The 20020-nt window shown below is 42.8% G+C and carries 15 protein-coding genes; 11 read left to right on the top strand and 4 right to left on the bottom strand.

Features of this window, described 5'->3' with window-relative positions; genetic code table 11:
* Positions 1–6 precede the first annotated feature (6 nt).
* From WA256_RS15785 to WA256_RS15745, 9 genes are all read left to right on the top strand, one after another.
* The gene (locus tag WA256_RS15785) at positions 7–1050 is read left to right on the top strand and encodes a rod shape-determining protein (protein ID WP_054552787.1); all 1044 of its coding nucleotides are present in this window, start codon (positions 7–9) and stop codon (positions 1048–1050) included.
* Positions 1050–1892: a rod shape-determining protein MreC gene (mreC, locus tag WA256_RS15780; protein WP_054552786.1), complete on the top strand. Its 843-nt coding sequence runs from the start codon at positions 1050–1052 to the stop codon at positions 1890–1892. The genes WA256_RS15785 and mreC overlap by 1 nt, the downstream gene beginning before the upstream one ends.
* Positions 1885–2364, top strand: a complete 480-nt coding sequence (gene mreD, locus WA256_RS15775; RefSeq protein ID WP_058583828.1) for a rod shape-determining protein MreD — start codon at positions 1885–1887, stop codon at positions 2362–2364. The genes mreC and mreD overlap by 8 nt, the downstream gene beginning before the upstream one ends.
* Positions 2364–2933 carry a Maf family protein gene (locus WA256_RS15770; RefSeq protein WP_304637520.1) on the top strand — a complete coding sequence of 190 codons (570 nt, stop codon included), beginning with the start codon at positions 2364–2366 and terminating at the stop codon, positions 2931–2933. The genes mreD and WA256_RS15770 overlap by 1 nt, the downstream gene beginning before the upstream one ends.
* Position 2934: 1 nt before the next feature.
* Positions 2935–4407, top strand: coding sequence for a ribonuclease G (rng, locus tag WA256_RS15765; RefSeq protein ID WP_054563357.1), 1473 nt, complete (start codon positions 2935–2937; stop codon positions 4405–4407).
* Positions 4407–8264 (top strand): YhdP family protein, encoded by a 3858-nt coding sequence (locus WA256_RS15760; RefSeq protein WP_335992600.1) that lies wholly within the window; start codon positions 4407–4409, stop codon positions 8262–8264. Before rng ends, WA256_RS15760 begins: the two co-directional genes overlap by 1 nt.
* Positions 8254–9084, top strand: a complete 831-nt coding sequence (locus WA256_RS15755; protein WP_335992599.1) for a carbon-nitrogen hydrolase family protein — start codon at positions 8254–8256, stop codon at positions 9082–9084. The genes WA256_RS15760 and WA256_RS15755 overlap by 11 nt, the downstream gene beginning before the upstream one ends.
* The gene (gene tldD / locus WA256_RS15750) at positions 9081–10520 is read left to right on the top strand and encodes a metalloprotease TldD (RefSeq protein ID WP_055021391.1); all 1440 of its coding nucleotides are present in this window, start codon (positions 9081–9083) and stop codon (positions 10518–10520) included. The genes WA256_RS15755 and tldD overlap by 4 nt, the downstream gene beginning before the upstream one ends.
* Before the next feature lie 168 nt (positions 10521–10688).
* Complete coding sequence (locus tag WA256_RS15745; protein ID WP_335992598.1) at positions 10689–10937, top strand: hypothetical protein; 249 nt, start codon at positions 10689–10691, stop codon at positions 10935–10937.
* A 58-nt stretch (positions 10938–10995) separates the two neighbouring features.
* Here the strand turns inward: WA256_RS15745 and WA256_RS15740 are convergent, their stop codons facing one another.
* The 4 genes from WA256_RS15740 to gorA form a co-directional block, all read right to left on the bottom strand.
* A complete protein-coding gene (locus WA256_RS15740; protein ID WP_335992597.1) occupies positions 10996–11730 on the bottom strand; it encodes a glutaredoxin family protein in 735 nt (244 codons plus the stop codon).
* A gap of 125 nt (positions 11731–11855) precedes the next feature.
* Positions 11856–13637 (bottom strand): hypothetical protein, encoded by a 1782-nt coding sequence (locus tag WA256_RS15735; protein WP_335992596.1) that lies wholly within the window; start codon positions 13635–13637, stop codon positions 11856–11858.
* 97 nt (positions 13638–13734) lie between these two features.
* Positions 13735–14775, bottom strand: a complete 1041-nt coding sequence (locus tag WA256_RS15730) for a helix-turn-helix domain-containing protein (protein WP_335992595.1) — start codon at positions 14773–14775, stop codon at positions 13735–13737.
* A gap of 121 nt (positions 14776–14896) precedes the next feature.
* A complete protein-coding gene (gorA, locus tag WA256_RS15725) occupies positions 14897–16258 on the bottom strand; it encodes a glutathione-disulfide reductase (protein ID WP_335992594.1) in 1362 nt (453 codons plus the stop codon).
* A 415-nt stretch (positions 16259–16673) separates the two neighbouring features.
* Here gorA and prlC point away from each other — a divergent pair, with 415 nt between their 5' ends.
* Positions 16674–18725 (top strand): oligopeptidase A, encoded by a 2052-nt coding sequence (gene prlC / locus WA256_RS15720; protein WP_335992593.1) that lies wholly within the window; start codon positions 16674–16676, stop codon positions 18723–18725.
* A gap of 109 nt (positions 18726–18834) precedes the next feature.
* Positions 18835–20013 (top strand): response regulator, encoded by a 1179-nt coding sequence (locus WA256_RS15715; RefSeq protein WP_335992592.1) that lies wholly within the window; start codon positions 18835–18837, stop codon positions 20011–20013.
* The last annotated feature ends 7 nt before the right edge of the window (positions 20014–20020 follow it).

Genomic DNA, 20020 nt, shown 5'->3' with positions numbered 1-20020 from the left:
AGCCTCATGTTTAAAAAACTCCGTGGTATTTTTTCAAACGATCTATCGATCGACTTGGGTACAGCCAATACCCTAATTTATGTAAAAGAAGAAGGTATCGTATTAAACGAACCTTCAGTTGTTGCTATTCGTCAAGAGCGTGCTGGTGGCCCTAAGAGCGTAGCATCTGTAGGTACCGAAGCTAAGCAAATGTTAGGTCGTACACCGGGTAACATTAAAGCAATTCGTCCAATGAAAGACGGCGTTATTGCTGATTTCTACGTTACTGAAAAAATGCTGCAACACTTCATCAAGCAAGTGCATAACAACAACTTTATGCGCCCAAGCCCACGTGTACTTATTTGTGTGCCTTGTGGTGCAACGCAAGTAGAAAAACGTGCTATTCGTGAGTCTGCTATGGGTGCCGGTGCTCGTGAAGTGTACCTAATCGAAGAGCCAATGGCTGCGGCTATCGGTGCTGGCTTACCAGTGTCTGAAGCAACCGGTTCAATGGTTGTTGATATCGGTGGTGGTACAACTGAAGTTGCCATTATTTCTTTAAATGGTGTGGTTTACTCTTCATCTGTACGCATTGGTGGTGACAAATTTGATGAAGCTATCATCAACTATGTACGTCGTAACTTCGGTAGCTTAATTGGTGAAGCGACAGCTGAAAACATCAAGCACCAAATCGGTTCAGCTTTCAAAACAGACGAGCCTATTGAAATTGAAGTACGTGGTCGTAACCTTGCTGAAGGTGTACCGCGTTCATTCACGCTTAACTCACACGAAATCTTAGAAGCACTGCAAGAGCCATTAATGGGTATTGTAAGCGCGGTAATGGTTGCATTAGAGCAATCTCCACCAGAGCTTGCGTCTGATATCTCTGCACACGGTATGGTATTAACCGGTGGTGGTGCATTACTAAAAGACTTAGACCGTCTATTAATGGAAGAAACTGGTATTCCAGTTGTGGTTGCTGATGATCCTTTAACCTGTGTTGCGCGTGGCGGCGGTAAGGCACTAGAAATGATTGATATGCACGGTGGTGACGTATTTAGCTACGACTAATGAAGTTACTTTTTGGTCGTACCATCTCTTTGCAACTGCGACTTTTTGTCGCAGTGCTTTTGAGTGTCGTGCTGATCGTGGGCGATCGCTACACTCAAGGTGGTACAACAATCCGCACCAGCCTAAACACTTTGGTTAGCCCACTTATTTACCTTGCCAACTTGCCCTATGAGTTATTTAGTATTGGCGCGAAAAACCTTCATACCCGCGAACAGCTTTTAACCGAAAACGAAGCGTTAAAAAAGAAGCAGTTACTACAAAGCGAACAACTACAACAACTGCAATTTTTATCTCGTGAAAATGATAAGTTACGCGCTTTACTCGGTTCATCGGCTAAGCAATCAAATCGTAAAATTATTGCACAAGTGCTCTCTGTTCATTCAAACCCGTATAGCCACCAAGTGGTTATTAACCGTGGTACAACGGATGGCCTAAGCGAAGGCCAAGCTGTGATTGACGAAATGGGGGTAGTGGGGCAAATCACTCAAGTGGGTTCAACTACCTCGCGCGTACTACTGATGACCGATACAACTCATGCCACACCTGTGCGTATTTTACGTAACGATGTGCGTACCGTGGTTGAGGGGATTGGCAAAATCAACGTGGTAAAACTTTCGCATGTACCACATAGCCTTGATGTTCGCATTGGCGATATCTTGGTTACGTCTGGCCTAGGTGGCACTTTCCCAGAAGGTTATCCGGTTGCAGTGGTGACCGAAATTAACCGTGATGAAGGGCGTCCTTTTGCGCAGGTTTATGCTGAGCCAATTGCACAACTTGACCGTATTCGCTTATTGGTTGTGCTGTGGCGTAATCAGCAGGAGAGCATCAGCAATGAATAGTCGTCACTTTTTGCTGATTGCTATCAGTATCTTCTTTGCATTGGTAATGGCATTAATGCCGTTACCGATTTCGTTTGAACCATACCGCCCAGACTGGGTGTTAATGGTATTAATGTATTGGTCGTTAGCGGTGCCACACCGTTTAAATATTGGCACAGCTTGGGTGGTTGGTTTATTAATGGACCTTGCATCAGGCTCGCCACTCGGTGTGAACTCACTGACTTATTCAGTGTGTATATTTATCACTGCGAGTAACTTCCAAAAAATTAGAAACTTTTCTTTATGGCAGCAAAGCATTTTAATTGCTTTGTTTTTAACGCTTTACCACCTCATGCAATTTTGGCTTAACCACTTTTTAATGGGCGTTTATTTTAGCCCGCATTATATGTGGCCAGTACTAACCGGCATGCTTTGTTGGTGGTGGATATTCTTAATTTTGCGTAAATATCGCCGTCATTTCAGGATTAGATAATGCAAACCGCAATTTATTTGGCGTCTGCATCACCGCGCCGAAAAGAGTTGCTCAGCCAACTTGGCGTTGAGTTTTCTCAATTTAGCGTTGATGCTGATGAAAGCCAATTCCCAAACGAAGCCCCGCGCGACTATGTAGAGCGTCTTGCTAGACTCAAGGCGCAATCGGGCGTTGCTATGGGTTACACTGACCGCCCAGTACTTGGCAGCGATACCGTGGTTGTCATTGATGATACCGCACTTGGTAAGCCGCTAGACCAAGCTGATTTTACCGCCACCATGAAGCGCTTATCTGGCCGTACTCATCAAGTGATGACGGCTGTGGCAATTGCTGATAGTGAGCAAGTAAAAAGCTGCCTTGTTGTCACCGATGTTACATTTAAACCGCTCAGCGATACTGAAATTGATGCTTATTGGCATAGTGGTGAGCCGCAAGATAAAGCCGGTGGTTATGGCATTCAAGGCTTAGGTGGTCGCTTTGTTAGTCACCTTTCGGGTAGCTATTTTGCAGTTGTCGGCTTACCTTTATATGAGACAGAGCAGTTATTAAACGAATTTTTAAGAGGGTAACATGAGCACCGAATTACTGATCAACGTTACACCGAGCGAAAGTCGCGTTGCGCTTATCGAAAATGGCGTACTGCAAGAAATCCAACTAGAGCGTATTGGCAACCTTGGGATTGTGGGCAATATTTACTTAGGTAAAATCAGCCGCGTACTACCGGGTATGCAGGCTGCGTTTGTCGATATTGGCTTAGAGAAAGCCGCCTTTTTACATGCATCAGATATTGTAAACAGTGCCTCAATTGTAGAAGGCGTCGATGAGCAGCCAATAAAAAAAGTACAAGATATTCGTGAGCTTGTGCGTCAAGGCCAACATATCATGGTGCAAGTGGTTAAAGACCCGTTAGGTACCAAGGGCGCGCGCTTAACAACTGATATCACTATTCCTTCTCGTTATTTAGTGTTTATGCCAGATGCAACACACGTAGGGGTAAGCCAGCGCATTGAAACCGAAGAAGAGCGTTCGCGTTTAAAGAAAATTGTTGCCGAATATGGTGATGATGACGGCAGCTTTATTGTTCGTACCGCAGCAGAAGGGGCGTCGGAAGCTGAGCTACGTCACGATGCGGAATTCTTAAAAAAACTGTGGCAAAAAATCGTCACTAAGCGCAAAAAAACCAGTAAAGAAAGTATCTTGCATGAAGATTTAACACTGGCGTTTCGTACTCTACGTGACTACGTAGGTGAAGACATGGAGCGTATTCGTGTTGACTCAAAATTAACCTATCAAGAGCTTAAAGAATTTACTGAAGAATTTGTGCCGCTGTTATCGGGAGCATTAGAATACTACCCGGGTGAGCGACCTATTTTCGATTTATTCGATGTTGAAACCGAGATCCAAAAAGCACTGCATCGTAAAGTTGAGCTTAAATCGGGTGGTTATTTAATTATCGACCAAACCGAAGCGATGACAACCGTTGATGTGAATACCGGTGCGTTTGTTGGCCATCGTAACCTCGAAGAAACTATTTTTAATACTAATATCGAAGCAACCTCAGCAATTGCTCGTCAGCTACGTTTACGTAATTTAGGCGGCATCATTATCATCGACTTTATCGATATGGTTAGTGATGAGCATAAACGCCGAGTCTTGCATTCACTTGAGTCTGCGCTTGCAAAAGATCGTGCAAAAGCCAACATAAATGGCTTATCTGCACTAGGCTTAGTAGAGATGACCCGCAAACGTACCCGCGAAAGCTTAGAGCACATTCTTTGTGATGTGTGTCCAGCGTGTTCAGGGCGCGGCTCGCAAAAAACTGTAGAAACGGTTTGCTACGAAATCTTGCGTGAAATCGTTAGGGTAAACCGTGCTTATGCAGCTGATAAGTTTATGGTTTACGCAGCTCCTTCAGTAAGCGAAGCATTGATCAACGATGAGTATCATAACCTTGCTGAGCTGGAACTATTTATCGGTAAGCAAGTCAGTATTCAAACAGAGAGTTTATATAACCAAGAACAGTTTGATGTGGTAATGATGTAATGAAGGCAAAAACGGTCTGCTTTTATTGTTTACGTAAGTTATGGCAAGTATTTGCTATTACTCTCGTACTGCTGGCCGTTATTGTCTCTGTGGTAAAGTATTCACTACCATACGCGAATGACTATAAAGACGACATTGAAGCGTTTTTGTACGAACGCTTTGATGTAAATTTAGCGATTGGCTCAATTTCAGCCAGTTGGCATGGGCAAGGCCCTGCCTTAGTCATCGAAGATATTTCTTTTGAAGATAACCAGACCTCACCGATTGCCCTCACCATTGATAAAGCGAGCCTTGAAGTTAACTTATGGGAATCAGTAAAAACCCGTCAGCTTAAATCGAACTATTTTGTGATCAATGGTTTTCATGCTGATGTTGATTTACCCACTATGCTTGATTTGGGAAATAACCAGCAAACCAGCAACTTTGAGCAAAAAGAGCTAATTGAAGGCTTATTCCTTGGTGAAACTGGTCACTTTGCGGTGCAAGACAGTAGCCTTAATTTTACCCTCAATGATGGTAAAGAGCGCAAACTGATCCTTGAAAATATTGTCTGGCAAAATACCCCAGAGCAACATCAAGGCTCAGGCACATTAGCCTTACCGGGAATTTCTGTTGGTAGCTTTGACGCTCGCATGGCGCTGAATGGTTCGACTCTTGAAACCATGGCTGGCGATATCTATGTGCAAGCAGCTAACGTTGATGTATCTAAGTGGCTGGCGCAATATATTAATACCGACAAGCAGCAACTTACTTCAGACATCAATTTACAAACCTGGTTTAGTCTTGAAAAAGGCCTGATCAGCGATGTAAAAGTGCAGTGGCTACCGAGTTTCATTAACTGGCAACAAAACCAAGAAGCGCACCAAATTAGTTTAAGTGAAGGTGGTTTTCATTTATTTCCAAAGCAAAATGGCTGGCGCTTAAAAAGCACCGGACTCACCTTTGAAAGTGACTTAAAACAATGGCCAACCTTACAGTTTGAAGCTCAACTTGGCGATAAAAGCCAAATTTGGTTAAAGCAATTTGATTTTGCATTACTGGCAAAGTTATCGCAGTTAAGTAACTTTGAAGTACTTGCCCCGTTTTTAGCCCGTCAACCCAATGGTCAGTTAAGTGATGCCTATCTTGAGTTAGGTCAGCAAGATAACTGGCAACTTTGGTTTCAGGGCGAACAAATTAATTGGCTGTCGCTGCAGGGCATTCCAGGTGGTCAGGCGATTCGTGTTGATGGCTTAATTAATCAATCAGCTGGGCGAATTCAGCTATATGGCGAGAACAATCAACTGCTAACGAACAGCAGCTTTAGCCAAGATATTGCCTACAATCAATTAAATGTAGAACTCGACCTTCACCATTACGATGATGGCTGGCGTATCAGTAGCGATAATATCTGGCTTGATAACGACGAAGTAACTGTGGCTGCTGAGATGATGCTAAGCCTGACCGATGAACCGCGGTTAGATTTATATGCCGAAGCCTATGCCCCTGATGCCAAAGTCGCTGGGCATTATTTCCCGTTACCTGTGATGAGCGAAAAGCTAGTTAATTACCTTAATGGCGCAATTAAGGGCGGTGAAGTCAATAAAGCTCAAGTGCTGTACTCGGGGCCATTTAAAGGGTTCCCGTTTAAAGAGCAGCAAGGTCAATTTGAAGTGTTAGCGAATGTTGAAAACGCTAAATATAAGTTTTCACCAAGCTGGCCTGAAGTTGAAGATGCTAACGTCATTTTACATTTCGAAAATGAGCGTATGGATATCTATAGTAAGTCGGGCAAGCTGGTTAACCTCTCTCTAGGGGAGAGTGTTCATGTCAGTATTGCTGATTTAATGAATGCAGAAATTCTAAAAGTTGCCATTAATAAACGTGCTCATGGCGATAAGCTTAATCCGTTCTTTACAGCAACTCCGCTTGCTAAGCCTTTGGCGAGTGTTTTTGAAGTTGTGCAACCGCAAGGCGAAGCGACGGCCGATATTGAGCTGTTAGTAAATTTACGTTCGGGTCATGTTGATGCGATTGGTGAAGTTGAGTTAGCTAATATTCCAGTTTACCTTGCACAGCCAGGTATCACCCTTAACCATATGACCGGTATTGTTAAGTTTAATAACGATAAAATCGACTTAAAAAATGCCAAAGCAGATTGGATGGGCATGCCACTTACAGCCAACTACAACAGTGAAAATGTGGCTGATACCTATCGCGCCGAAATTGCGGTAAAGCTGGGCCTTGAAGCTGAGCCTTTAATTGAACAAGCTCATGGTTTACTGGCCGGTTACTTAAGCGGCCAAAGTGATGTAGATATTAATGTGTCGCTTAACTTTTTACCGAATGACTTTAATTACCGCGCCGATGTGAGTGGTAATTTAATCGGTGTGACTAGCCAGCTGCCTGCACCTTATAACAAAAGCGCAGAGCAGAAATGGCCATTAACCGCAGTGGTACAGGGCGACCGTATTTCTAACTTGATCACCGCGAATATCGATGAGCAGTTATTCTTTAATGCGATTTTAGATAACAGCGAAAAGAAATTTAGTAATGCCCATTTAATTTTGGGAGCACAAGATTTAGGGCTTAATCGTGAAGGTTTTGCAGTATCTATCGATTTACCAGAAACTGAAATAGTGCCTTGGTTTGGCTTAATTGATCAGATTATTGCGCTTACCAAAGTTAAGTCAGATGCGCCAAGTGTGATGCCGGCGTTCAATAACGTAACGGGTAAATTTAATAAACTGGCACTACACAATATCGACTTTAATGATTTTGAATTTCGCTTAGCACCAAAGCAATCAGATTTAGAGTTAAAGCTAAATGCTAAAGAATTACGTGCCGATGCGCTTATTCCAACAGGTGAGACACGCAGACCAATTCAAATTTTTACAGACTACCTGCGTATTAATTTTAACGAAGCCACAGAGCAAACAGAGCAAGACGCTGAACCAGAAGATTTAAGCTGGTTAACCCGAGTCCCAGCCATCGAGTTTAACTGTGAAGATTGTAAAGTGGCTGAGTATCAGCTCGATAAAATTAAAAGCAGCTTAGTTGGGGAGAACGATAAACTCTTGTTCACTGAGCTGGTCATCGACAAAGGCGATCACGTATTACGTGGTAAAGGGCAATTTGCTGATGGGCAAACACGCTTTAGCGGTAACTTACAAAGTGACGACATTGGCGAGTTATTTGATGAGTTTGATATCACCACCACAGTCAAAGATTCAGATGCCAATATTAAGTTTGATCTTGCTTGGCAAGGCGCACCTTATAGCTTTGATGTACCAAGTTTAGCTGGTGAATTAGATTGGCGTTTAGGTGAAGGGCACCTTGCAGAAATAAGTGATGGTGGTGCGCGAGTATTCTCTTTACTGAGTTTAGATTCGTTAGTGCGTAAGCTGAAACTGGATTTTAGAGATGTATTCTCGAAAGGCTTTTTCTATAACAGCATGCAAGGCACCATGCAGCTAGAAAAGGGCATAGCTTACACTCAAGATACCAAGCTTGATGGTGTGCCTGCCGATCTAACGATTAAAGGCCATACTAATTTAAACACCTTTGAAATTGATTACGACCTAGCGGTTGCACCACAGGTGACGTCGAGTATTCCAGTGATTGTGGCATGGATGGTTAACCCTGTAAGTGGTCTGGCAGCGCTGGCAATCGATAAGGTGATTCACTCGGCGCGGGTGATCTCAGAGATCAACTTTAAAGTAACAGGTAGTATGAATGACCCAGTTGTGAAAGAAGTGGATCGTAAGAGCCGTGAAGTGACGTTACCGCAAGCTGCGCAAAGCCAGCCGCAGTCGTCGACACAACTAAAATTAAAAGATGCCGCATCTTCAGCGAGTTTAGATAACAATGAAGGCTAACCCTCACCCACAGGTTGTTGCAGTGCAAATGTGCTCAAGCATGAATGCTGAGCAAAACCTCGCTTTTTTAGCACAGACATTATCAACCCTTCCTGCAACTCGGCCATTGCTAGTGTGTTTACCCGAAAGCTTTTTGATCTTTAGTAAGCAAAGCCAAGCAAGTTATGAATTAGGTCTGCAAAGTGAGTCATATAAAGCGAAGCTTGCCGATTTATGTAAGCAACATGATATTTGGTTAGCTGCTGGCACCCTGCCTGTTTCACAGCAAAATGGTAAGTATTTAGCTGCCTCGTTTTTATTTAATAACCAAGGCGATGTGGTTGCGCAGTACAATAAAATTCATTTATTTGATGTAGATGTTGCCGACACTACGCGCAGTTACCGAGAGTCTGATGCGACGCAAGCAGGCAAGGATATTGTGGTGGTCGACTCGCCATTTGGTAAAATTGGCTTAGCAGTATGTTATGATCTACGTTTTAGTGGCTTATTCACCGCCATGCAGCGCCAAGGGGCTGAGCTTATTTTAGTGCCCAGTGCCTTTACCACAGTTACCGGCGCTGCTCATTGGCATATTTTATTAGCTGCGCGTGCAATCGAAACACAATGTTATGTGGTTGCCGCAGCACAGTGGGGCGAGCACGAGAATGGCCGCCACACGTATGGCCACAGCATTATTATTTCACCATGGGGAGAAACGCTCAGTGAGCTTGCCTCTGGTACCGGGTTTATCAGCCATGAGCTTGATTTAAACCGCTTGAATACAATTCGCCAAGACATGCCTGTGCAGTCTCAGCAACGATTTAGAGAGCATTTATTATGAACACGGTTGAACAGCATTTATTACATGACAGCCAACTAACGAGAGAAGAATTAGAAAAAACGCTCGCTTTTATTCATCAGCACCAAGTGGACTATGCCGATCTGTATTTTCAATCGAGTCACCACGAATCTTGGGTGCTTGAAGACGGTTTAGTAAAAGAAGGCTCATACAACGTTGAGCGTGGTGTGGGTGTGCGTGCTGTTAGCGGTGAAAAAACCGGTTTTTCATACTCAGATGCGATTAACCTTGAAGCGTTAAACAAAGCCGCAACAGCAGCGCGCAGCATTGCCAATGCTGGCGAAAACAAAACGATTCAAGTATTCAGTGATGTTGCTGCTAAAGAGCAGTATGCACCGCATCAACCAATTCAAAGCATGAGCAACGATGACAAAGTAAGCCTGTTACGTGAACTTGAAAACTATATTCGTCAATTAGCGCCGGATGCTGAGCAAGTGATCAGCTCAATGTCGGCGGTTTATGAAGAAGTGTTAATTGCTGCAAGTGATGGCACCTTTGCCACCGATATTCGCCCGCTTATTCGCTTAAATTGCTCAGTGTTACTTGAGAAGAACGGCCGTCGTGAGCGCGGTGGTGCAGGGGGCGGTGCGCGTTTAGATTATGGCTATTTTAAAGAATTAGTCGATGGCAAACCGCGTTGGATGGAATACGCTGAAGAAGCTGTTCGCCAAGCAAAAGTAAACCTAGAAGCAATCGATGCACCTGCTGGTAGTATGGAAGTTGTGCTAGGCGCAGGTTGGCCGGGTGTGTTACTACACGAAGCTGTAGGCCATGGCCTAGAAGGTGACTTTAACCGTAAAGGCGCATCGGCGTTTAGCGGTAAAGTAGGTCAAAAGGTGGCATCTGAGCTGTGCACAGTTGTGGATGATGGCACCATTGCTGATCGCCGTGGTTCATTGAACGTGGATGACGAAGGGACACCAGCTGCGTATAACGTGCTTATTGAAAACGGTATTCTAAAAGGCTACATGCAAGATAAGCTAAATGCCCGTTTGATGGGTGTAAACCCTACTGGTAATGCGCGCCGTGAATCGTACGCTCATTTACCTATGCCACGTATGACCAACACCTATATGCTAGGTGGCGAGCACAGCCAAGCCGATATCATCAGCTCAGTGAAAAAAGGTATCTTTGCTCCTAACTTCGGTGGTGGCCAAGTGGATATTACGTCGGGTAAGTTTGTATTTAGTGCTTCTGAAGCCTACTTAATTGAAAACGGTAAAATCACACAACCTATCAAAGGCGCAACACTGATTGGTAATGGCCCAGAAGTGATGCAGCAAATTTCGATGGTAGGTAACGACTTAGCGCTTGATAAAGGTGTTGGCGTGTGTGGTAAAGATGGCCAAAGCGTTCCTGTTGGAGTGGGTCAACCTAGCCTTAAAATTGATAACTTAACGGTGGGTGGTACGGCTTAAAACCACTTGCTCGTTCTACCTTATGGCAGGTTAAACTCTTAACCTGCCTTATTTCAGTTTGCCTACTCTTTACACAAAAACTTACATAAAAGCAGTACCAATACAGGTACTTTATAGTTAACTTATTTCTTACAGTAAAAATAAAAACGTAAGTTTGGGGATAACGATATGAAAGTTTTTACAGTTTTAATAGCGCTTTTAATGTTTACAGGCTGTGCATCACAGGCAGTAAAAGATGGCTCTGCAAATGAGGTTTACGCTGAGCATGAGTGTTTAGGCGGTGAACTCGAAACTGATTATAGCTATACCATTTTTAGCACCGATGATGACGATAGCAAAAAGGCTGAGGTTAAATCGACCTGTCATCCAGTAAAAACCGAAAGTGAATTCGAGCGCGATTTACGGAATGGTGGTTAACCATTCGTTTAAAGCGGCTTAATTACTTAATTAAGCCACTTTAAATACTAATAAAACGCTAAAAAGTAATAAGCATCCATATACCTGCGGCTATCATAAATAAGTTCTCACTCAGTGAGATAAAGCCGAGCGGCACATTACTGTCGCCACCAACACAGGCGCATTTCAGCTCTCGTTTATCGATATACACAGCTTTAATAACCGATACCGCACCTATGCCACCAATAAATAGTGAAAAGGGTGCTACAGCTAAGGCGGGTAATTCAGCCACCATACCAATCGCTACATACGCCTCGATAAAGGGATAGACATAGGCATAGGGCACGACACGCATGGCTAGTAAGTCATAGGTAATAAATGAGTTAGAAAAGCTGAATAAATCTTGCAGCTTTTGTATCGCTAATACCGCCATTGATAATGCCACGAACAGCATCAGATTTTGCATAGAAAATAAAGCTTCACCGCTGGCATAAGTAAAACCGCAGCTTAGTAACATGGTCACTGCAAAAATCGCTAATACAGGGGTGTAACTAGTACCTTGCTGACCTGCCTCGGGCAGATTAAAAAAGTCGCGCAAATCATCGTAACCGCCAATGCGTTTATCATTGATAAAGGTTTGTGGTGTGGTTTTTACATCATGCTGCTGTTTGAATTCGTCGGTTTGCTCACGATTGGTTAAGTGACGATCATCAACATCGTAACCATTACGCTCTAATAAATCTTTTGATTTTAAACCGAATGGGCAAATATGCTCATCGGTTACCATGCGATATAAAATTGCAGACTTAGACACAGTGCCTCCTTGTAAAAATGCCTTGTTTACTGCGTAATAATTGCTTAATTACACAGTAAATAAGGGCAAATTGTTGCTATAACTGGTTACTTTATTAACAGTTACAAGGTTTATGCCAGCACTGTTTATTGCTTAGTTATAGTTAAAACGGCATCCATTACTGGGTCGACACCTGCAAAGTAGTCTTTTGCAGAAAGCGTAATTGGCATATCGGGTGCTAACCAAATACGATGATCTTCTGCGCGGCTTTGCTGGTGGAATTGGCTCGAATTAAGGCCTGTTTGCTTACTGTATGGCAGGTTAAACCAGCCTGCTTCACCTACCACATTAGGGCGGGTGCCTGATGATTCACCTACAATAATCGCTGGCACTATATTGGCTATCTTAACTGCTACATCATGACCTGCCGAAAACGTATTGCGGCCAATTAATAAAAGTAACTTTCCTTGTGGCTTTAATACCTTAAAAAATGCGGCTGTTGCCACCAAAGGCGGGGTGAGCGAGCCATTACCACCACTGTTATGGCGAAGGTCTAGCACCATATGCTCAATACCATCGTGTTTGATTTGTGCTTGTAGCTGCATTGCAAATTCAGCAAGGGTGAGATTTTTGCTATTACGCACATCATTGAATTGCACATACAGTAATTTATTCGTTTTGATTTGCTCGCTCCAAAACGGCGTATTGTTTTTTGCTAAGTATCTAAGCGTAGGGTGTTCAGCAAGTTTTGGTAACTTAGGAAAGCCTGCAAATTGCATTGATTTGAGCGCTGGTGTAATTGTGGTGATAGCGCCTTTTGGTGAGCTGAGCGTGAGTGTTACCTCGTTACCTTTGCTAATGCCAAGCCCGTTTAGCACATTAAGCAAACTTAAATAATATGGGCCTAGCCAAAGGGTTTGCATTTCATTATCGCGAGCATTAACACGCTTAGTTAACTCAAGAGCTTGCTGGGCTGGTGTATCGGCAAATGCCTCAACTTTATAGCCAACATATTGTTGGTAATCGCTACTAGCTTTGGTGATATATAAACCGTCACTAAATTGATAAAACTGAAATGGTAGTTGCTGAAAGTTGCCTTTTTTACCCCATGCTGGGATCAATAGATTATGACCATTGCCAAGCAATGCAATTAGCTCCATAAACTGAAAAACAATTTGCTGATCAGTCAGAACAGGAATCGATTTATCAATCTCAGCTACTTTTTCTGCAAACTGTTGTGAGCTCATGTTTTGATACATTGCCACGTGTAAACGTTTAATCTCTGCGACTAAAAACGCTAAATCGGCGCGCCATTTTTGATCTCGATTGAGCTCAGTATCTAAATCATTACCTGCAAGTGATTTATAACTGGCTGATTGCGCAAAGCCTTCAAAGTGAGGGTTAATACCAGATTTAAATAAGCTGGTGCCAGCAAGTGTTGGGCGGTCATCCCATCTTGCTGCCAGTGCTTCTTTAAGCCAATACTCGGCTTGCTGTTGGTTATTAAGCTCTGCATATGCCTCTGCAATTTTCACCATTAAATCGTTAGGGTTACTGGCCCCATTAGGAATGCCTTTTAAGCTAGTTCCAATTGCAAGTGCGCGTTTCAAAGCATTGCTGGCATTTTGATAATCGGCCAATTGAAAATAACTGAGACCAAGTAAATACCAAGTATCGCCATCATGTTGATATTCATTAATGAGCTTTTCTGTGAGTTTATTCACCTGAGCCCAGTTTTGTTGTTTAGCAAACTCTATTGCTGCTGTTTTCGATTGAAAGTAAGCGATTGGGTCGCTTGCACCAACACGACTTGGTTGTACTTTTAAGGCTTGATTCGTTACTTCTAAAGAGTGATTCGTTGCAAACGCAAAACCCGAAAAGTTTATTAATAGGCACAATGTGAGTAGTAAAAAATAGGACTTGTTCATCAGGAGTCTCAAAGCTGTTTTTTGTTTAAATTAGCGTTTGGGTTGTAAAAAAGCGTCCTAAAACAGGATTTAGGACGTTTTTTGTCTATTTTATGAGCTAATTATTTTGCGTTTGCTTCTTAAATTGACTCGGTGTTAATCCCGTTTCTTTTTTAAACACGGCATTAAACGTCGATTTAGAATTAAAGCCAGCTTGAAATGCCAGCTCTATCAGGCTGAGTTTTTGAGGTGAGTCTTGCTCTATTTCGCGTTTAACATCATTCACTCTATGCTGGTTGATGTACTCACAAAAGTTGTTTCCCGTTGTGCTGTTAATAGCCCAAGATATTTCTTTACTACCGAGTCCAGTTTGATTTGCTAAGTCGTTCAGTGAGAGCCTAGGTTGTCGATAAAGCGATTCGTTAATAATCAAGTCATCAATGGTTGAGAAAATTTGCTGTGCAAGTTGCTCGTCAGACGAATCAGTTTGTTCAGCTTCGGGTTCTTCAGACAATGTGACTGGCTCGAATTGAAAGCTATTTTTGATGGTGTGAAACAACAAAAAGCTAAACATTAGCAGTAACAGTATTTCGTTTAATAAATACCAGTGCATCTTTAAATCGAGCGGAGTAATTGGTTGCGCATTCATGCGCAGCAAATCGAATATGACAATAATGGCAAAAATAAATAATGCTTTGATCAGCCACTTTAATTTAAGGCTCTCAGCATCTGATCGCGCATGCATAAGTTGTTTGTGATAGCGCTTTAAAATGCAATAAGCAAAGTAAAAGTAGCCAAGTTGACTGAGCGAACCAAGTAAAATAATCGCTTGCGTGTAATGGGTAAAGGCTAAGGAAATAGCCGCAGGAATTAAGTGAACCGCGTAGTGTGATGTTTTAAAGGGCTGTTTACCTGTAATCGACAAGGTAAAAAAGTAAATCATAGGCCCATACAGTAATGTAAATGCAGGGGTGATTAAGTAACTAGAAAACCCTAACCCTTCTAGCAGGTTAAAGGCACATACACAGCCTTGAAACGCAAACAGCAGCACCAAGGAACGACTTTGTTTTTGGCTATTAATTAATAATGCACCAAATAACATTTGAAACAGAAAGATGCACTGGACAAGGTGCACAGGGAATAAAGTGATTGATTGCAAAGTAGTTTACGTTTTTATTCTTTTAACTGAGTTTAACAACTCACCCTCACTTTGTAATCATAGGCATAAAAAAACCTTGTGGCAGCACCACAAGGTTTTAAAATTGACTCGCAACTCGAGTTTATCTCATGGTAACAAACTCTTCAGAGCCAGTCGGGTGAATAGCCACAACAGCATCAAAGTCTGCCTTGTTTGCGCCCATCTTCATTGCAACTGCAAAGCCTTGGATCATTTCATCAACGGTAAAGCCAATGCCGTGTAAGCCAACAACTTTTTCGTCTTCGCCTGCACACACTAGCATCATGTTACATGCTTGACGGTGCTGAGTAACCGCTGTGTACATTGCAGCAAAGCTTGATTTATATACTTTAACGTTATCGCTGCCGTATTGATCAATCGCTTGCTGCTCTGTTAAACCAATTGTGCCGATTGGTGGATGGCTGAATACCACTGTAGGCACTAGCTCGTAATCCATTTTTAAATCATCAGGTAATTCTTTATTGAATAAACGCTCTGATAAAATACGACCCGCTTTAACGGCTACTGGCGTAAGTTCGATACCGTTTTCGATGATATCGCCAACTGCGTACACGTTTTCAGCAGTGGTGTTTTGGAATTCGTCTACTTTAACGTAACCACCTTCAGTTACTTCAACACCTGCCGCAGCAAGATTGATCTTGTCAGTTGTAGGTGTACGGCCAATAGCCCAAATAACTTCATCAACGTTTTGGCTGTGACCATTTTCAAAGTGAATTGTTAAGCTACCATCGCTTTCTTTAACCACTTCTTTAGGTGTGCAATCAGTGTGAAGAGTCGGGCCTTCTTTCGCCATGATCTCGACAAGCGTATCAACAATGTATGGGTCAAAAGTACGAAGTGGTTTGTTTTTACGAACAAACAAGTGTGTTTCTGTACCAAGGCTATGAAGTACACCTGCGATTTCAACGGCAATGTAGCCTGCACCAACCACAGCAACACGCTTAGGCTGTGCGTCTAGTTCAAAGAAGCCGTTCGAATCAATGCCAAGCTCAGCGCCTGGGATGTTAGGAATAGTAGGGCGACCACCAACAGCAACAAGGATATGGTCTGCCGTGTATAGCTCACCGTTTACTTCAACTGTTTTGTTATCAACAAACTTAGCAAAGCCATTGATTACAGTTACACCATTGCTAGATAAGTACTTGTTGTAACCTTGGTGAATACGGCCAATATACGCTTCGCGACTTTCAACTAATTTAGCCCAGCTAAAGCTTTTTAATTCAACATCAAAGCCGTAGTCAGGTGCATATGCGTTAATTGCTTCAGCAATTTGTGCGCCGTGCCACATAACTTTCTTTGGAACACAACCCACGTTTACACAGGTGCCACCCATGTGTTTTGCTTCAATAAGAGCGACTTTTGCGCCACGCATTGCTGCACGGTTTGCAGAGGCAATACCGCCACTACCACCACCAATTGCAATGTAATCAAAATGCTGAGCCATAGTTTGTCCTCAAAAATAGATAATTCTTCTAGGGCCTGTTGACCTTTCAGGATTAAAAGTTGTTCACTCTAGGGGCGATTTAATCGCGGCGCGAGATTTGTAACCTAGTGGACTAAGTAAAAATTGAGCAACAAAGAGTTAATCGCCCCTAGGAAGAACCCGAAGGGCAGCGCGTGTTTGGCATTAATGCTGCGTTATCGCCTATTTATGGGGAACAACCACACTACATAGGCTCTGCCTTGCCTAAATACCAAACACACTGCTGCAAATTTAACCTCGAAAGATAAACAGGCCCTGATTAATCGATTTAGTAATAAGTTGATAATAGCATAATAAAGACCAAGGTTAAGCCCCTTGTATTTCATCAATTCGCCCCAACTTCAAAATCATCTTCGCATAAAATTTGAGAACGAAAATGACAATTGCAGAAAATAACCCACTCATTGGTTTAGAAGGGCTTCCGCCGTTTTCTAAAATTAAACCAGCACACGTAGTGCCAGCATTAAAAGCAGCGATTGCTGAGTGTCGTACCAAAATAGATGAGGTACTGGCAACTAAATCATACACATGGAATGATTTGGTGCTTCCGCTTGAAGAAGCTGATGACAAGTTATCACGCTTATTTTCACCGGTATCACATATGAATTCTGTCGTTAATAACGACGAGCTACGTGAAGCCTATGAGCAATGTTTGCCGTTGTTATCTGAGTATTCAACGTTTGTTGGTCAGCATCAAGGTTTATACGATGCTTACAACGCGCTTCACAACAGTGACGAATTTAAAACACTAACGATTGCCCAGCAAAAAACCATTACTAATGCACTGCGCGATTTTGAGCTATCTGGTATTGCTTTAAAGCCTGAGCAACAAAAGCGTTATGGCGAAATCAGTGCGCGTTTATCTGAGCTGGCCTCTAAGTTTGGTAATAATGTGATGGATGCCACACTTGCTTGGCAAAAGCATATTACAGATGAAAGTGAACTGGCTGGTTTACCAGAGTCTGCATTAGCCCTGGGTGCTGATACAGCTAAAAGCAAAGAGCTAGATGGCTGGGTATTCACGTTAGATTTTCCATCTTACTTACCCATTATGACCTACGCAGATAACCGCGAGTTACGTGAAGAGTTTTACACTGCGTTTGTGACGCGTGCTTCTGATCAAGGGCCTAATGCCGGTGAATTTGATAACTCTGCCATTATGAGCGAAGAGCTTGCCCTTCGTCATGAACTTGCCGAGTTACTTGGCTTTAACAGCTACGCTGATATGTCATTGGCGACTAAAATGGCAGAAACGCCAGAGCAAGTTTTCTCATTCTTAGAAGATTTAGCTGCTAAGTCTAAGCCTCAAGCTGAGCAAGAGCTTGCTGAGCTAACAGCTTACGCAAAAGATAAGCACGGTGTGACTGAGCTGGCTGCATGGGACTACGCTTACTACGGCGAAAAACTTAAGCAAGAAAAATACGCGATTTCTGATGAAGTACTGCGCCCATATTTCCCAGCTAATAAAGTTTTAAGTGGTTTATTCACTACTGTAAATCGTTTATTTGGCATTAACGTAAAAGAAGTCACAGAGTTTGATACTTACCACCCTGATGTACGTTTTTTCGAAATTTACGATAGTAGCAATACTTTACGTGGCCGTTTTTATCTAGATTTATACGCTCGCGATCGTAAGCGTGGCGGCGCATGGATGGATGACTGCATGGGTCGAAAAGTACGTGCAAACGGCGAATTACAAACCCCTGTTGCGTATTTAGTGTGTAACTTTAATAAAGCTGTGGGTGATAAGCCTGCTTTGTTTACGCATAACGAAGTGACTACGTTATTCCATGAGTTTGGTCATGGTATTCACCATATGTTGACACAAGTTGATGCTGCGCCAGTTGCAGGTATTAACGGTGTTGCATGGGATGCGGTTGAGTTACCAAGCCAGTTCCTTGAAAACTGGTGCTATGAAGAAGAAGCGCTGAGCTTTATTTCGGGCCATTACGAAACAGATGAGCCGTTACCAAAAGAGTTATTAGATAAACTCCTAGCTGCGAAGAACTTCCAATCAGGTATGCAAATGCTGCGTCAGCTTGAGTTCTCGTTGTTTGATTTTACTATTCACCATACGTACAAAGCGGGTGAGCCATGTAACATTCAAGCAACTCTTGATGATGTGCGCAGTAAAACGGCCGTTGTTAAAGCGCCTGCATTTAACCGCTTTCAGCATGGCTTTAGCCACATTTTTGCGGGCGGTTACAGCGCAGGTTATTACTCTTACAAGTGGGCTGAAGTACTTTCGGCCGATGCGTTTTCTAAATTTGAAGAAGAAGGCATCTTTAACCCAGCAACGGGCGAAGCTTTCTTAAAGAACATTTTAGAGAAAGGGGGCAGTGAAGAGCCAATGGAGCTATTTAAAAAGTTCCGTGGACGCGAACCACAAGTTGATGCACTACTTAGACATAGCGGCATTGCTGCATAATAAAGTTTGTTGATCTAAAGCGCCGTAAGGCGCTTTTTTTATTAATATTTCTTCGCAAAATCACGCTCTCGTACTATCCTTCTTAAAAAAGAGTTTATAGGAATTAAGCATGTCAAAACTTGTATTAGCCATTGATGATGATAAATATATCCATCATGTGATTGAGGAATCGCTATCGGGCTTTTGCACACTGATCCATGCTAAAAATGGCGACGAAGGATTAAGACAGGCGTTAAAGTACAACCCTGATATCATCTTACTAGATATCGAAATGCCGGGTAAAACGGGCTTTGAGGTATGTAACGAATTAAAAGCTAACCCGCAAACAAAAGACACGCCTGTGATGTTTTTATCGGGTAAAGCTGACCTACCAGACCGTGTAAAAGGTTATAACGCGGGTGCAGCTGACTACATTGTAAAACCATTTAATGCTGAAGAACTGATGGCACGTATTCGCGTGTTATATCAATATCGTCAGCACTCTAAAAAGCTTAAAAGTGATGTAGAGCGAGCGCAAATCACTGCCGAAATCGCGATGACAGATTCAGGGGATATGGGTCGCATTATGCGCTACGTTGGGCAAAGCTATCATGCACACGATATCAAAGCCTTATCTGAGCATATGTTTGAGTTTTTTAATCCGATGGAGCTCGATGTCGTACTGGCGTTTTGGTATCAAGATGTAGGCATATTTTGTAGTGCTGAGGGCGGGGTGTGTCCACTTGAACAAGAGCTGCTCGAAAAACACCGTGATGCAAATCGCTTTGTTGATTTTAGCCATCGCACTATTATTAATTACCCTAAAGTGTCGATGCTGATCAAAAACATGCCACTTGATGATGCCCAGCTTTATGGTCGTTATAAAGATCTATTCCCGCATATTCTTGAGGTGACTAACGCCAAAGTACAAGATATGGAAAACAATGAGCGGGCACTGACTCAGGCGCAGCAAATTGGTAACTCGTTTAATGAGTTATCTGATCAAATGTACCAAAACAGTGATTCGCGTGAACATGCTGTAGAGAAATTTGCCGCCCAACTTGATGAGCTAAACAAGTCTATTGAGCAAAGTGGTTTATCGGGCAGCGACGAAGTCGCATTTCACTTGCAGCAATTAAAACAAACGCAATTGCTTTTTACCTCACTTAATGAAGATTTATCGTTTATTAAGTTTCAGCTAAAGCATATTATCGAATCGCGTAGTGAGCTTTTAGCGAGCTTACAGAAAATGGCTGAGCCGAGTGAGACCGAAGATGTGACCTCACAAACGGATATCGAGCTATTTTAAGCCATGC

Origin of the sequence: Pseudoalteromonas sp. CH_XMU1449-3 (genome assembly GCF_037027245.1) — a bacterium.
GTDB lineage: Bacteria > Pseudomonadota > Gammaproteobacteria > Enterobacterales > Alteromonadaceae > Pseudoalteromonas > Pseudoalteromonas shioyasakiensis.
The sequence above is the reverse complement of the archived record's forward strand: the minus strand, read 5'-3'. Positions and strand labels throughout refer to the sequence as shown.

Excerpts from the sequence above, each read along its gene's own strand:
- WA256_RS15785 (WP_054552787.1), top strand. The coding sequence starts at position 7 with ATGTTTAAAAAACTCCGTGGTATTTTTTCAAACGATCTATCGATCGAC.
- mreC (WP_054552786.1), top strand. The coding sequence starts at position 1,050 with ATGAAGTTACTTTTTGGTCGTACCATCTCTTTGCAACTGCGACTTTTT.
- mreD (WP_058583828.1), top strand. The coding sequence starts at position 1,885 with ATGAATAGTCGTCACTTTTTGCTGATTGCTATCAGTATCTTCTTTGCA.
- WA256_RS15770 (WP_304637520.1), top strand. The coding sequence starts at position 2,364 with ATGCAAACCGCAATTTATTTGGCGTCTGCATCACCGCGCCGAAAAGAG.
- rng (WP_054563357.1), top strand. The coding sequence starts at position 2,935 with ATGAGCACCGAATTACTGATCAACGTTACACCGAGCGAAAGTCGCGTT.
- WA256_RS15760 (WP_335992600.1), top strand. The coding sequence starts at position 4,407 with ATGAAGGCAAAAACGGTCTGCTTTTATTGTTTACGTAAGTTATGGCAA.
- WA256_RS15755 (WP_335992599.1), top strand. The coding sequence starts at position 8,254 with ATGAAGGCTAACCCTCACCCACAGGTTGTTGCAGTGCAAATGTGCTCA.
- tldD (WP_055021391.1), top strand. The coding sequence starts at position 9,081 with ATGAACACGGTTGAACAGCATTTATTACATGACAGCCAACTAACGAGA.
- WA256_RS15745 (WP_335992598.1), top strand. The coding sequence starts at position 10,689 with ATGAAAGTTTTTACAGTTTTAATAGCGCTTTTAATGTTTACAGGCTGT.
- WA256_RS15735 (WP_335992596.1), bottom strand. The coding sequence starts at position 13,637 with ATGAACAAGTCCTATTTTTTACTACTCACATTGTGCCTATTAATAAAC.
- gorA (WP_335992594.1), bottom strand. The coding sequence starts at position 16,258 with ATGGCTCAGCATTTTGATTACATTGCAATTGGTGGTGGTAGTGGCGGT.
- prlC (WP_335992593.1), top strand. The coding sequence starts at position 16,674 with ATGACAATTGCAGAAAATAACCCACTCATTGGTTTAGAAGGGCTTCCG.
- WA256_RS15715 (WP_335992592.1), top strand. The coding sequence starts at position 18,835 with ATGTCAAAACTTGTATTAGCCATTGATGATGATAAATATATCCATCAT.